This is a genomic window from Nostoc sp. MG11 (assembly GCF_014904695.1).
Classification (GTDB): domain Bacteria; phylum Cyanobacteriota; class Cyanobacteriia; order Cyanobacteriales; family Nostocaceae; genus Komarekiella.
Genome location: NZ_JACXXN010000034.1, coordinates 1 through 15,513, shown reverse-complemented (window position 1 = coordinate 15,513; position 15,513 = coordinate 1). Strand labels below are relative to the sequence as shown.

10 protein-coding genes are annotated in these 15,513 nt (G+C 39.7%); 6 read left to right on the top strand and 4 right to left on the bottom strand.

Annotated elements, in window-relative coordinates; genetic code table 11:
• Positions 1–30: 30 nt before the first annotated feature.
• Positions 31–1,173, bottom strand: coding sequence for a BMP family ABC transporter substrate-binding protein (locus HCR01_RS28690; RefSeq protein WP_193199426.1), 1,143 nt, complete (start codon positions 1,171–1,173; stop codon positions 31–33).
• A gap of 237 nt (positions 1,174–1,410) precedes the next feature.
• Between HCR01_RS28690 and HCR01_RS28685 the strand changes: the two genes are divergently transcribed.
• The 5 genes from HCR01_RS28685 to HCR01_RS28660 all read left to right on the top strand — a co-directional run bounded on the left by HCR01_RS28685 (position 1,411) and on the right by HCR01_RS28660 (position 11,574).
• Complete coding sequence (locus HCR01_RS28685; protein ID WP_193199425.1) at positions 1,411–2,958, top strand: acyl--CoA ligase; 1,548 nt, start codon at positions 1,411–1,413, stop codon at positions 2,956–2,958.
• A 1,658-nt stretch (positions 2,959–4,616) separates the two neighbouring features.
• Entirely contained in the window at positions 4,617–5,798 is a 1,182-nt protein-coding gene (locus HCR01_RS28680; protein WP_193199424.1) for a helix-turn-helix domain-containing protein, read from the top strand.
• Positions 5,799–5,938: 140 nt separating this feature from the next.
• Complete coding sequence (gene glpK / locus HCR01_RS28675) at positions 5,939–7,450, top strand: glycerol kinase GlpK (RefSeq protein ID WP_193199423.1); 1,512 nt, start codon at positions 5,939–5,941, stop codon at positions 7,448–7,450.
• Positions 7,451–8,064: 614 nt separating this feature from the next.
• Positions 8,065–10,854: a response regulator gene (locus tag HCR01_RS28665; RefSeq protein WP_320073199.1), complete on the top strand. Its 2,790-nt coding sequence runs from the start codon at positions 8,065–8,067 to the stop codon at positions 10,852–10,854.
• A 243-nt stretch (positions 10,855–11,097) separates the two neighbouring features.
• Positions 11,098–11,574: a hypothetical protein gene (locus HCR01_RS28660; RefSeq protein ID WP_193199422.1), complete on the top strand. Its 477-nt coding sequence runs from the start codon at positions 11,098–11,100 to the stop codon at positions 11,572–11,574.
• Positions 11,575–11,617: 43 nt separating this feature from the next.
• Here the strand turns inward: HCR01_RS28660 and HCR01_RS28655 are convergent, their stop codons facing one another.
• The 3 genes from HCR01_RS28655 to HCR01_RS28645 form a co-directional block, all read right to left on the bottom strand.
• The gene (locus HCR01_RS28655) at positions 11,618–12,016 is read right to left on the bottom strand and encodes a nuclear transport factor 2 family protein (protein ID WP_193199421.1); all 399 of its coding nucleotides are present in this window, start codon (positions 12,014–12,016) and stop codon (positions 11,618–11,620) included.
• Between the two features lie 95 nt (positions 12,017–12,111).
• Positions 12,112–13,119, bottom strand: coding sequence for a quinone oxidoreductase family protein (locus HCR01_RS28650; RefSeq protein ID WP_193199420.1), 1,008 nt, complete (start codon positions 13,117–13,119; stop codon positions 12,112–12,114).
• A gap of 134 nt (positions 13,120–13,253) precedes the next feature.
• A complete protein-coding gene (locus HCR01_RS28645; protein ID WP_193199459.1) occupies positions 13,254–14,048 on the bottom strand; it encodes an aspartyl/asparaginyl beta-hydroxylase domain-containing protein in 795 nt (264 codons plus the stop codon).
• Between the two features lie 650 nt (positions 14,049–14,698).
• On the opposite strand from HCR01_RS28645, the gene HCR01_RS28640 reads away from it, so the two are divergent.
• Positions 14,699–15,259: a hypothetical protein gene (locus HCR01_RS28640; protein WP_226889700.1), complete on the top strand. Its 561-nt coding sequence runs from the start codon at positions 14,699–14,701 to the stop codon at positions 15,257–15,259.
• The last annotated feature ends 254 nt before the right edge of the window (positions 15,260–15,513 follow it).

Here is a 15,513-nt window from a genome sequence, read left to right as displayed (position 1 = left end):
GATAAATCATCCCGTAAATATACAACACAGCTAGGATTTGCGCTTGGGAATTGACCCTTCAATTCCCTCAACATACCAATCCATCGCTAGTTGTCCTTGATCATCTAACACCTTGCCTTTTGGTACTCGCACTACTCCCTTTTGGTCTGTTACTGGGCCATCAAAAGGATGAGCAGCACCCTGAATAAACTCATCGCGCTTCGTGTTCACTAATTGTTGCACATCAGCCGGAATCGCTTTATTCATTGGAGAAATATCTACCATCCCTTCACCAATGCCATCCCAAACCGCTTGTGATTGCCATGTGCCACTCATCACAGCCAAAGCTTTATCTGTATAAAATTTGCCCCATTTATTGATTGCAGATGTCAGGTGTGCTTTTTGACCAAACTTACTCATATCGGTGTTGTAACCAAAAGCATAAATACCTTTTTCCTCAGCTAGTTGCACAACGACACCTGAGTTAGTATGCTGCGTCATGACATCCGCGCCTAAATTGATCAAAGCTTGAGCTGCTTCCCTTTCTTTAGCTGAATCATACCAACTTTGTATCCAAGATACTCTAACTTTTGCTTGGGGATTTGTTGCCCGCAGTCCTTGGGCGAATGCACCTATGCCTCTAATCACCTCTGGAATGGGGTAGGCTCCGATAAAACCAACTACATTAGATTTTGTCATTTTCCCAGCAATCATGCCAGTTAGGTACCGCGGTTCTTCAAAGCGTCCTGAATAAGTGCCAACATTGGCAATGCGTTTGTATCCGGCACAGTGTTCAAAGACCACATTGGGAAAATCTTTGGCGACTTTAATTGTAGGGTTCATGTAGCCAAAGGAAGTTGTGAAAATCAACTTGTTGCCATCTAATGCCAGTTGGCGAATCACTCTCTCGGCATCAGCACCCTCGTTGACATTTTCGACAAAGGTAGTTTTTACCTTATCCTGAAGATTGGCTTCCATTTCCCTGCGCCCCAAATCATGGGCATAAGTCCAACCAAAATCTCTCACAGACCCTACATAAAGGAATCCTACCTTTAAGAGTTCATTTCCTACCACAGGCGACGCTGAGGGAGATACATCACTCTGTAAATTGGAATTTCTACCCTGAATACAGCTGGCTAAGGCAAAACTAGATCCTGCTAAAGTGGCATACTTTAGAAAATTCCGACGATCCATATTTATTAATTTGGTTTAGTTGCTGGAAAAGATTTTTTTGAGTCTAAGTAGCGAGAAATACAGTATTAACTTAATTTTAACTTTTGATTTTTGCCGTTAATTTACATGTAAAAGAAAGCAAATAATGGTTGATATTATACAAAATCACAATATTTTTTAATAAAACGTATATTAAAATACAGGTTTTTACTTAACAATTATTCCTACAACGAGATAGAGTTTTCTGGAGGTTACTTAATGAATTTATTTGAGCTTTTAGCAGGGGAAGACAATCATCCAGCCTTAGTCACACCTAATGGAGCATCACTGAGCTATAAACAATTGCGTGGAAATGTTATTGAATTAGTATCTCAACTTAACAGCTTTGGGTTAAAAGGAGGCGATGGCTTCTCTACGAGAGGCTTCGTCAACGCCAACACCAAAGGCGATCGCATTGCCATTGCTATGGCTAACGGTTCACCGATGGCAATTACCTTTATTGCTGCTTCCTTGTGTGGCACTGCTGCACCCCTAAATCCCAAATATAAGCAAGAAGAATTTGCCTTTTATTACGAAGATACCCAGGCAAAAGCGCTGATTACTCTGTCTGAGGAACCAGAAGCGGCGGTGTCTGCCACCACATCTGACATGATGCTAATCAATGCCAAAGTCAACCCTGACGGCACATTAAGCTTTGAATTAGTCAAAGCAGGCTCAGCACAAAAAGAATCTCTCAATCCTGTAGCCCCGAATGCCGATGATGTAGCAATGATTCTGCATACCAGTGGGACTACTAGTCGCCCTAAGCGTGTCCCCATTCGGCATCGGAACCTGATCGCCTCAGCCAACAACATTATCGGTGCTTACTCCCTAACGGCATCTGACACTACACTTTGTTTAATGCCACTGTTTCACATACACGGACTGGTGGGGTGTTTGCTGGCAACCTTGGCATCTGGCGGTACACTAGTTTGTCCCAATGGTTTCAATGCCTTAGAATTTTGGAAACTTGTAGCAACCTTCAAACCTACCTGGTACTCCGCTGCGCCCACCATGCACCAGACAATCTTGGCACGCGCTAGCCGCAACACAGAAATTGTCAAAGCCAACCCCTTCCGCTTCATTCGCTCAAGTAGTGCTTCTCTACCCCCGATTATCATCGAACAGCTGGAAGCAACCTTGAATGCTCCTGTGCTGGAATCTTACAGTATGACCGAAGCATCTCACTTAATGACAACTAACCCCCTACCGCCGAAAGTGCGGAAACCCGGAACTGTTGGCTATGGCTTTGGTGTAGAAGTCGGCATCATGGACTCTGATGGCAATCTGCTCTCGCAAGGAAGCTTAGGCGAGGTAGTAATTAAAGCACCCAATGTTATTGACGGCTACGAAAACAACCCAGAAGCTAATGCCGTTGCTTTTGTCAACGGTTGGTTCCGCACGGGCGATCAAGGCACACTGGATGAAGATGGCTATCTCCGCTTAACTGGACGTATTAAAGAGTTGATTAACCGAGGTGGGGAAAAAATTTCTCCCTTAGAGGTGGATGATGTCTTGCTACGCCATCCTAAGGTTGTTGAAGCTCTGGCCTTTGCCGTCCCCCACAAAACTTTAGGAGAAGATATCCACGCCGCTGTAGTTCTCAAAGCAGAAGCCAGCAAAGAAGAACTTTTAGCACACTGCTCAACTATGTTGGCAGATTTCAAAGTCCCCAAGCAAATTCATATTCTGGGTCAACTACCTCGTGGAGCCACTGGTAAATTGCAACGGCTAGCTATGGCAAAATTACTTAACATCGGACAGTAATAAAAGAGGAGTGATAAGACTTGATAGCATTTACACCTCACCTATCACTCCTTAGAACTCGCGCATTGATAAGCTGTTACGCATTCTTCAATTACAGCAAGTTACTATTTTGCTTATCTCTAACTAAAGAGACGGATTATTATTAAATAACTGGGTGTTGCTCTATACATTTATACATTTTTTTGAGTGATTGAACAAGAAGGAAGAAGGAAAAATAAGTACGGAGATTCCAACCCCGCCAGAATAAATGCTGAACAATAAGGAAGAACTCTGGAGTCAGGAGTCATATCGTGTCCGGCGAAAGACTTATCATTAAGACCGTAAGGGAGCAGTGCTTCGACTGCGCTCAGCAACCGGAGCAGGGAGCAGGGGGAAAGAGGATTTTCCGATTTTTGCACAGATGCGGGAATTATAACTAATTAAGCGGACATGATATCAGAAGGATCATCCTTCTTCCGTCTTCTCTCTGACTTCTGACTTCGTTAAATTAACTGAACCATATAGAGTTTTACTAAGTAAAACTGTCCCTGTCGCTCGCTTACTAGTGTAGGTTAATAAAGTGTAAAATATTACATAAAATTTAATTGTATTCATAAACACATACAAAGTTAACTAAACTCTACCCCTTCAGTAGTAGTAGCTTGATTCCTGTGGTGGAAGTTGCACAAAATATTAATAGTTATTGTGATGACTAATAGCAATAAAGAACATAAATACTAAATTATCGAGGCTTAATAAATTTTGGTTAAACAACAGAAGCATCATTCAAAAGTAAAGAGCAATTTTAGAGGATGTTTGTAAAGTCACAAGATAAGATAAAAATGTCATTCTGTAGACGCTTCTACTGTGAGACAGCGCTACGAGAGGGTTTCCCTCCGCAGATGACTGTGTTCGCCTTACAGCCCTTTGGGCATCCTACGGGGAAGCAAGCTACAAAGCAGCATCTCGTAGAAAAGAATCTAGGTTTTTGACCACATACATCAGATGTTTCATTCCGCTACGCTGCATACCCTACGGTCAGTATAGCTACAACATGACAGATAAAGACCCTTTTAAAACATCCCCTTAGTAAAGATTAATTTACCTATATACAAACTGTTGTCAGACTTAGTTTAATTCTTCACGCAACAGCCAGATTGTTTGATGACTCTGATTGGCTATAGCTTTATCATTTGGCAACAGCAAGCTGTAAAATATTTGTCAAGGAGGTGTGTCAAAGTAAAAATTATCAATGCGTTACTATCAATTATTTCAATGAATTCTAGTTTAAACCCTGATGTTTGTTATCGAGATTACTGGCCTATCTGTATTGTAGGACGACAGTAATTTTCAAAAAGCCTGAAAAAATATACCGTTCTAGAGCTTAGTTAAATATAAATTCCACTTGGCAAAGGTTAATTTTGTCACTCAGCAGCTTGCTAAATGTTGTACTTTAATCCAATACTACGGTTACTGTTGGCGAATGTATAGGTAAAATCCCACAAGCAAAAGTGTTCTTAAAGATGAATCTGCTGTCAGGTGAGCAGTAACCGCTAACAGAAGTAACCATTCGGTAATAATTCAATGCAAATGCGGCTGTTAACTCTGATTTACCAACAGTATTTTTATACAATTGACTTTTTTGCCCAACTTTTGCAAGCAAGTAGCGGGAAGTTACAGTGGACATAGAACTATTTCTTCAACGTACAGAAGCATTGCATAAGCGTTTAGCAGATTTATACCAAACTGCTACAGTATTACCTTGGATTCCACCAGACTTGTTACCGCAAGCTTTTAAGGAACTTTATAGCACCTCAAAGGTAGTGCAGTTAGCGGTAGAAGAACTGTATCAGCAAAACGAGGAACTAGTACAAACACGAAATTTGCTAGAAGTAGAACGCCAACGCTACCAAGATTTATTCGAGTTTGCACCAGAGGGTTATTTAGTAACTAATACAGAAGGCATAATTCAAGAAGCTAACCTAGCTGCCGCAACGTTACTTAATGTTTCCAAACATTTTCTTGTGAGCAAACCAATACTTAAGTTCGTCGTTTTAGAAGAACGTCACTACGTTCGGAGTCAAATCATTGAGCTATGCCAATCGGACAAAGTTAAAGAAGTAATAGTACGCTTGCAGCAACGTCATGGCGAGTATTTTAATGCAGCTTTGACAGTGGCAGTTGTCCGTAATCAGTGGGCCAAGCCAATCTCTCTAAGCTGGACGTTACGTAAGATTAATGAGTGCCGACGGGCAGAATCAACTTTAGTTAACAATGACAGTGACCTCATCGGCGATCGCTCTGTGCAAAAATATTCCAAAGGAGAAAATATTCCCGTCAACCCGTTAGAAATTTTGTATGTTTGTCATGGTTGGGTCAAATTAAGTACCTTCTGTGACACAAACGAAGAAATAGTAATCGGGTTGGCAACAGCAGGAATGGTTTTTGGCTCTAGTATGACCTCTCTAAATATTTACCAAGCAACAGCCCTCTGTGATGTCGAGTTAGTGTCAATTCATGTAGCAGAGATAGCTGCTCAACCAATGCTAAGCCATGTCCTTTTGCCAAAAATAAATCAGCGGTTACAGCAAACAGAATCTTTTTTAGTGATTGCTGGAAGGCGACGGGTACAAGAGCGTTTGCACCATCTATTGCAACTTTTAAAACAGGAAGTTGGTGAATCTGTGTCGGAGGGAACTCGCTTCAGTGTTCGCTTCACTCATGAAGATATTGCTAATGCCTGCTGCACTACCAGAGTAACAATTACCCGATTAATGGGTAAATTACAACAACAAGGTATAATCAGTTTCGACTCAACAAAACATATAATTTTGAAAGATACTATTAGTAAACTAAAGTAAAATAAATTAATTATTCTAAGTTGTATATTTATCTATTGAACTTATATTTTGGATAGCAATTTTGTTCAAAAAACATAATGCATGGCTAGGATTACAATACCCATAGCTGTACAATCGCTATCATGGCATTCAGGGCGGTTATGCAGACACTTGACGGCACAACATCATTAGGCTATATCTTAGCGCTAGACTTGGGTACGACAGGCAACCGTGCCTTTGTGTTTAACGCAGACTGCAAGATTGTCGGACAGGCATACAAAGAACTGACACAGTATTACCCTCAGCCTGGATGGCTAGAGCATGACCCCCTAGAAATCTGGCAGGATACCTGCTGGGTGATGCAAACCGCAATTGAGAATGCCCAGATTCCACCATCGGCAATTGCGGCGCTGGGGCTGACGGTGCAGCGAGAAACATGCTTGATTTGGAACAAAACTACAGGCAAACCATTGCATCGGGCGATTGTCTGGCAAGATCGGCGTACTGCTCCCCTTTGCCATCAGTTACAAGAGCAAGGCTATGCTCAAGAGATTTACGATCGCACCGGATTAGTTATCGATGCCTATTTTTCTGCTACTAAGCTCAGGTGGCTGCTAGACCATTTTACAGACGTTGACCTCAAAAACGTCTTAGCCGGCACTATTGATAGTTGGGTGCTGTGGAACCTTACAGGTGGAATCCATGCTACCGACCACAGCAATGCTAGCCGTACAATGCTGATGAATCTCCACAGTTGTGAGTGGGATCAGAGATTACTCGAAATATTCCAAATTCCGGCTCATATCCTGCCTCAAATTCAGCCCAGCTTGGGAGTATTTGGAGTTACCGATGCCGCAATACTTGGCGCAGAAATTCCCATTGCTGCCATTTTAGGAGATCAGCAAGCATCTTTGTTTGGTCATGGCTGCGATCGCCCCGGTTTGATGAAATGCACCTATGGTACTGGTAGCTTTTTGGTAGCTCACACTGGCTCTAAACCAGTGCGATCCCAACATCAATTAATTTCCACAGTGGCATGGACGCAAGCAAACCAAAGCGGGATGGATGTAGGCTATGCCTTAGAAGGCAGTATGTTTACTACTGGCGCTTGTATCCAATGGTTGCGTGATGGCATCAAGCTGATTACAACTGCTGCTGAAACCGAAACAATGGCAAATCAGGTTACGGATAATGGTGGAGTATACTTCGTGCCTGCATTTAGCGGGCTAGGCGCACCCCACTGGGATATGAGCGCGAGAGGAGCCTTTTTCGGCATTACCGCCAGTGTACAACCACAGCATCTAGTCCGCGCCGTCTTGGAAGCGATCGCCTATCAAGTTCTAGAAGTCGTACAGGCAATTAATGCATCTAGCAGTACTCCAATGGGGCGATTAATTGTAGATGGTGGTGCTTGTGAGAACAATTTCTTGATGCAGTTCCAGGCTGATGTCTTAGGCATCCCAGTTGAACGTCCAATAATGCGCGATACCACCGTTCAAGGTGCAGCATTTGCAGCAGGCCTAGTTATAGGATTTTGGCATAGCTATGAAGCATTAGTGCGCCAGCGGCAGATTGAATGTGTATTTGAGCCAAGAAGCAAGAGCGTGTCTAACTTCGCTACTTGGCAAAAGGCAGTTAACCGCACTCTGGCTTGGACGGATAAAATGGAATGATTTTTTGTTCAGTATTCTCTTAATTAAGATTGATATTGAACGTCTGGGATAGATTAACGAGCTAGAATTGCAAGTAGCGATCGCTCACTCAGATTGTCAACTCAAAGCACTTAAACCTAGCAGCTAATTATCTCCACAACCCGTTATTGATTGTATTCTCAGTAAGCCTTAGTAGTTTGCTTGCGTGAACTTGGTGGGGTAAAGGGATGCATGTGTTTTATCTTTTTCCCTTTAACCTTTCCCCAACCCTCATCCAGCAATTTTGGGTTGGCAGACTACTAGTTTTTTGTCAGTATTTTCTGGAGTTAGTTTACTTTTAATTAAATCTTTTTACTTTCAAGTTCACAATTGGCACATATCTCAAAAATTTTGCAGAAAATGTAATATTCTCAAATCAAACAGGAGCCAGGCTTGTGATTGATGAGGTCAAAACAGCTGAACTTTGTAACAGATGCTTGCTTTATAGACGCCGGAGACATCAGTATTTCCAGATTTTGTCTATACAGCCGCGAATTGATTTGACCTTCGCTAGAGATATTTTTACTTTGTCAAAATTTTAAAAGCAAACAAATCAAAAACCTTTTAAATAAAAAGATTTTAATAAGAGGCAAAAAATGAATCTTAATAAAATTCATAAAGATATTATCTTAATAGTCGATGATACTCCCAGTAATTTAGAAGTATTATTCCATTTTCTAGAGCATTCAAACTTTAAAGTTATGGTGGCTGAAAATGGAAAAAGCGCAATTGAAATAGCAGAATATGCTTTTCCAGATCTAATTTTGTTGGATGTATTAATGCCAGGAATTGATGGTTTTGAAACTTGCCAACGCTTGAAAGCCAATCTAGCCACTAAAGATATTCCTATAATCTTCATGACTGCTTTTAGTGAGAAAGTGGATAAAGTCAAAGGGTTGAATCTTGGCGCAGTAGATTATATTACCAAACCCTTAGAATATGACGAGGTTTTAGCTAGAGTAAACATCCATCTACGTTTGCGAAACCTCACAAAAAAACTCACAGAACAAAATGAGCGTTTAGAGGTAGAAATATTTGAACGTAAGCGAGTAGAGGAGGAATTACGCCGGCATTCAGCTGCATTAGCTGAGTGGAATAATCGCTATCAAGCATTAATTCAGGCGAGTGGTCAGATTCTCTATGACTGGAACCTACATACCAACGATATTAAATATGGCGGTAACGTTGAAGAAATATTAGGTTACTCTATGGCTGAGATGTCAGGAGGTTTGAAGCGTTGTTTAGAGTTAATTCATCCTGAAGAGAGAAATTTATTTAACCAACAGATTAAGCATGCTTTATCCACAAAAGAGCGATTGCATCTGGAATTTCGTGTATGTCGCAAAGATGGTACTTACATTACAGTTGAAGATAATGGGTATTTATTTTTAGACTGCACAGGTAAAGTTGCTCGCATGGCAGGCTTTATAATTGATATTAGCGAACGGCAAGCCGCGTTACAGGAACGCAAACAAGCACAAGCTGAAAGAGAGCAAGCTTTTGTAGCACTCCAGCAAAGTGAAGCCCGTTTTCGCCGTTTGGTAGAATCGAATATCATTGGCATTACTTTGACAGATTTGCGTGGCAACATTACAGAAGCTAATGATGCCTTTCTTCACATGCTAGGATATGACCGAGAAGCATTACTTTCAGGCAAACTGCGTTGGCAAGATATGACGCCGCCAGAATATTACAGTTTAGATGAAAGAGCGATCGCAGAATTAATCTGTGCTGGAGTTTCTACTCCTTTCGAGAAAGAATACATTCGCCAAGATGGTAGCCGTGTTCCAGTGGTAGTTGGTCGTGCGCTTGTAGAAAAGTCTCAACAGACCACTGTCGGTTTTGTTCTTGATATTAGCGATCGCAAGCAAGCAGAACAGAAAATTCGTGAACAAGCCGCTTTATTAGACATTACCACAGATGCAATTCTCGTCCAAGATTTAGACAATCAAATTCAATTTTGGAATAAAGGAGCCGAACATCTCTACGAATGGATGTCAGAAGAAGTATTAAATAATAATGCCAATCGGCTTCTGTATAAAAAACGAAATTTAGCGCAACTTAAAAACATTCAGAAAATACTAGCTGAAGATGGTTCGTGGGAAGGTGAATTACATCAAGTTACCAAACAAGGCAAAGAAATTATCGTTGCCAGTCGTTGGACATTAGTACGCGATAATGAAGCACAACCCAAATCTATCTTAATTGTCAACTCTGACATTACAGAGAAAAAACAACTCGAAGCGCAGTTTCTTCGGGCCCAGCGCATGGAAAGTCTTGGCACTCTAGCAAGTGGTATCGCTCACGATCTCAACAATACACTGACACCAATGATGATGACAGTGCAACTCATAGAAGCAAAACTTTCAGATCAAAAAAGTCAGCAATGGCTAACAATTTTGGAAACAAACATTAAACGTGCGGCAGATTTAGTTAAACAAGTGCTGTGGTTTTCACGAGGGGCTGAAGGCAACTTTAAAACTTTAGAGGTGCGTATTTTAATTTCAGAAATTGGAAAAATTCTTAAACAAACATTTTCTAGAGCTATTGAAATCCGCATCGATATTCCTAAACAAAATCAGTGGAATATCTCCGGCGATGCTACTCAGCTGCACCAAGTACTAATGAACCTCTGCATTAATGCTCGTGATGCCATGCCTGATGGCGGTATCTTGAAGATTTCCGCCAAGACTTTCTGGGTTGACAACAACTATGCCCGGATGAATCTTGATGCTAAGGTGGGTTCCTACGTGATGATTACCGTCGCCGATACAGGCACAGGAATTCCTAGAGAAATAATAGATAGAATTTTTGAGCCATTTTTCACTACAAAAGAAGTGGGAAAAGGTACAGGGCTAGGTCTTTCAACAGTACTTGGCATCATTAAAAGCCACGGCGGTTTTGTAAATGTAGTTAGTCGAGTGGGAAGCACAGAGTTTCAAGTGTGTTTACCCATCACCGAGACAATTGAGACAGCTAACAAATTAGCTGGAAATCACGAATTACTTGCAGGAAACGGGGAAGTTATTCTAGTTATTGATGATGAAGATTCAATTCGTGAAATTACTAAAACTTGTTTAGAAAAAAATGCTTACAAAGTTTTAGTAGCTTGTGATGGTATTGAAGCGATCGCACTGTATACACAACATCAACAAGAAATTAGTGTTGTGGTGATTGATATGATGATGCCATCTATGGATGGGCCAACAGCTATCAATGTGTTAAAAAAAATTAACCCAAACATCAAGATTATTGGTGTCAGCGGGCTAACCTCCAACCATGAAATGATTAAAATTCTTGGTAATAATGTTAAAACTTTTTTGTCCAAACCCTACACATCAAATGATTTATTGAGAAATTTACAGTTAGTTCTTAATACAAAGTAGGAGTCAAAATAATTAATAATTCATAATTTAAAGATGCTCTCTACGAGACGCTGCGCTATCAGTGTGAGCTTCTGAACTCTCCACGTTCTTTGAGACTACCTTATTAAAAATGAGCGTGAGGGCTAGGAATTAATGATTAATTATTCGGTCAAGGGTCAAGTATCGTTAATTATTCTTACTCCCTGCAAGATAATAAGTAAAAGTGATAAAATGTTCTAATGGCTGCTCTAATCCTCGCTATTGATGAACAAACCATTGGATGAAACGCTGTCAATCAAAACAGCTGAACGTATAAACAGCAAGGCTAGTACCCCGTTTGAGAATGCTTACAAAGCAGCATTAGTAACGGAGGGATCAAGGTATGTTCAGGGATTTTTAGCTTTTGCTGGTAAGCCATACAGACCAATTGAACATAGTTGGATTGAGCTAGGCAAAGACTCCGAACTAATCATAGTCGATCCCACACTACCGCACCTAAACAAAAATCCTCAAGAACTTTGGTATTTTTCAGCACAAAGCCTGAGCGCAAAAAAACTGAAAGCAGTAATCGAAGAATCAAAAGAAGATTATCCAGAAGACGATCCCCTACCAATCTATGGTGATCCACCTTATGAATATTACGGTGACGTAATGCTGGGTGGTCAAGACTATTCAGCAGCATATCAAGCCGCAGAAGCTAAGTGCAAAGAAATCAACCAACTAAACCCTGAGAGGAACTAACCAAAGTGAATTAAATAATTCGTAATTACGAATTACGAATTATTTAATACGATTTACCATCACTACCAAAGTATTCCCGATAGCCACAGATTTTGTCACCACGCACATCAAAAGAAACGGCTACCCGATTTTTATAAGGCTGTCCGAATAAAAGTCCTTCATCTCGAAACTCAAAAACAGCCGTTGTTTCATTGCTAGTAACTCGGTCAAGAGAATTCAACTTCAACCCTGGATTAAAGGACTCAGAAACATAGTAGAAAAACTCCCTAGCTCGTTCTTTTCCTATATTTAACCCGTGAAATTTACCCATTGGAAACCAAAGGGTAAAATCTTCTGTGAGCATATTTAACAATGCTTCCCATTCCCCTGTAGCCATACCATGTGTCAGATACTCAAATGCCTGCTGAGCAACTTTCAAAGTATTTTCTGACTCTTGTGTCATTTTGATTGCCTTTTAATATCTAAGCTTTTATACAATTTAGGATTTTAGGTTGTAAAGTTACTACCATTAGTTAGTTTCAAAAATTCAATTTGTAGCTAAAATCTAACAACTACTTTGCCACAATTTTGCCCACTCAGGAGGTATTCTACAGCAGCAGGAATGGATTCTATACCGTTAAACTGGGTTGAGTCAACGGCAACTTTGAGTTTATCAGAATAGAAGAGGTTAATCAGGCGATCGCGTGCTTTTATCATATATTCTTGATAATGAGGCATGAGAAAGCCTCTAACAGAAGCAGCTTTCCAAAATAGCTGGTGATAAATGCGAGGTTGGGTAACTTGTTCTAAGTTCTTCGCATATTCAGAAATGAAACCCACTACTATTAAACGTCCCCGCATAGCCAAGTTGTCAACGCAAGTATCGAAAACCTGTTTACCCACACACTCAAAAACTAGATTAATTCCATTGGGGTATTCTTGCTTGAGGACTTGATTGAGATTTTCTGTACGATAATTGATAATGCGATCGCAACCTAATTCTTTGAGTAACTCCGCCTTCGCCTCAGAACTACAAGTACCAATAACATGATTACCTGCTAATTTTGCCAATTGCACCGCAATATGACCAGTTCCCCCTGCTGCTGCTGTCACTAAAACCACTTCATTACTTTTCATCTCCCCCACTTGTTCCAATGCAACCAAAGCTGATACACCTGTAGGCATTAGTGTGAGCAACTCTGGTGTTGCTTGGCGCACCTTCACCGCTAAGTTTGCATCGATAACCTGATATTCTCGATAACCACCGCCACGCGCCGTAGTTATTACAGCATCACCAATTTGAAAATCTTTGACATCTTCACCCATAGCGATAACTTCTCCCACCGCTTCCACACCCAAATCAAAGGGAGGAATCAAGTTAACATAGGGAACATCACCACGACAAAGTAAAGTGTCAAAGCCACCATTAATCCCAGCAAATTTGTTTTGAATTAAAACTTGACTAGCAGCAGGTTTAGGAATAGGAACCTCAACAACTTCAACAGCAGATTTAAAATCTTTGTTAAGTTGCTTTGCTATTAACTTTCTGTAAGTTTCTGCATTCATTTCCAAATATTATGTTTACCTTGCTTTTGGGAACTATTGGTTTTTAACCCGCGGAGGCGGGTTTTGATTGTGTAGCCGCGACTTCTAGTCGCCAGGTAAAGCGAGAAATGAGATTTTTCAGACATTCTCTAAGCTTATAAGGCTTTATCCCACTCTAACTGATGAGCCAAACCATACTTGATAAAATCTTCTTCTCTCGCTTTATCGCTTTTACCAAAAACACCTAAACTGTAAGGATTATCTTGCATACGTTGTGCAACTTGCTCTTGTTCAAACTGTATTACTTCCTCTCTAGGCTTATCCGGTTTAAAAAAGTCTACAACCAAAACAGTTCTGTCATAATCGGTATAATTATGCGGACAGTGTGGATAGCTGTGATCTAAAACCATGAATTTTCCTTCATACCAGTAAAGCTGCTCATGGCATATTTTCATAGCCACATCCCCCTCTGGCACAATTAATCCTAAATAGCCCCGATTCATGTGAGGATTATTGTTCACATGCAACTTGATATCTAAACCTGGGCGGAATGTACCAAAATACACATTTCTGATGATACCATCATTACTAAAGTTGACTTTTTCTATCACCTTAGCCAAATTTGAGAAATATTTATCTCTCAATGTCAGTGCTTTTTTAGATGCATCATCTGATTCATAATCAGGATATTGTATTTGATGCAATTGGATATATTTTTCAATGAATAACCCTTGAAATAAAATACCAAAAGCACTGTATTTTGCATTTCCCTTAGTTTTAATCGTTTTACTTTTAGGCCCCAAAACCTCGTAAGTGAATTTTAATTCCTCATCAGATGCATGATGAATAAAGTGCGTAAACTCATCTTTAATCATTTGCCAGTTATTTTGGAAGCTTTCAAGAAAAGAAAATTCTTGTGGATTCAGATGATACTCATTAAAACTTTCCATTGTCTTTTCTCCTGAAGAAAAATGTTGAGTTGTCAAGAAACAACTAATAAAAATAGCCAAAAATATGTTATTTTTAGTCAAACCAAATATTAAAATATATCTGTTTAATAAAACATATAAATACATTTCCCATATTTGTCAAAGATACTCACAGAAAATTAATTTTATTTATTCCTGCATAGTAAAGATACACGCTATTAGATAAATTATGATATCTAACGAGGTTCCTACGTGGTGAGGTATACCAAAAACCTTAATTGACAAACTTAGCTTATCGTCTCTCCTGTATGTACCTTATCCACCAGAGAAACACTATATAATATCTTGTATGTATAAAAAAAAGCAGTTATATTCATTGGTTTCAGAAAATGATGTTATTCTGATTGGTTTAAACTTTTTAGAGTAAGTTCAGATAAGCATGTAAGATTTTATATCAGCATTCAAATTTTATGGAAAATAAATTTATTAATTAAAAATTTTTGAGTAAATAAAAACTCTTGTTTACTTTTGAGCCATAATAACTAAAATAGTTGCTATTATATACATCCTATCATGATATAAACTAGTCTGAACTTCAAACATCTTGACAATCCAGTAAATCCAGTATTTGCCAACCATGAAACTTTTCACCCTCGTCAGTATCTTTAGCTATGTGCGATCGCCCGTCAGAAGCACAGATTAATTATTGGCAACAAATTATTGATAAACTGCTAAAACAGAATCTCATTACTCATCGTCGTCAATTAGATGAATTGCGGATTTGGCAAGGTTCTGATTTTAATGTTGACAGTGAGTTAAGTAATTACATAGAACAAGAGCGATCGCCTTTAGTTAAACTGTTATCTCTCCACCGTCCCTTAAGGTCTTTAGTCGCTCAACGTCACAGTTATCAAAAAGGAACTTTACGTTATTTTGAACGGCATTATTTAGATAACTCCCAAGATTTGAGTCAGTTAAGTTGCAGTAGTGTGGATGCAGATGGTTTTGTGGGGTATTGGGTAGGTAAAGAAATTCCTAATTCTGTTCCTCCCACAACTAACGATGGTAAACCATTAGTCATTTTGAGTGCAGCTAACTTAGATATTTTGCGAATTCGTACCCTGGAATTTGTGGCTTTAAATAACATCAAAAAAACAGCTAAAGAATTACAAACTGATGGGGTAGCGAGAAAAGAGGTAAATTATCGTTTACAAGAAGCGAAGAATTTTTAGATGAAACCCTCAATCAGTCATTTAGTGTAGGAGTAAATCAGCTTAGATACAAACATCATTTCCGAACTAATTAAGAACCCCAGAGGAGTGATATTTTCCAAAATTCAATTAGGAATCCTCTAGTTATTTAAATTATCAGGAGTTGGTGCGATCGCACCCATTGGTGTCAACTTAACGTGAAAGCCTAGTCTGATAAGCATTTCAAAGTTTTTCGATGTACCACCGAGACTTGAGATCCCCCCTAACCCACGCCA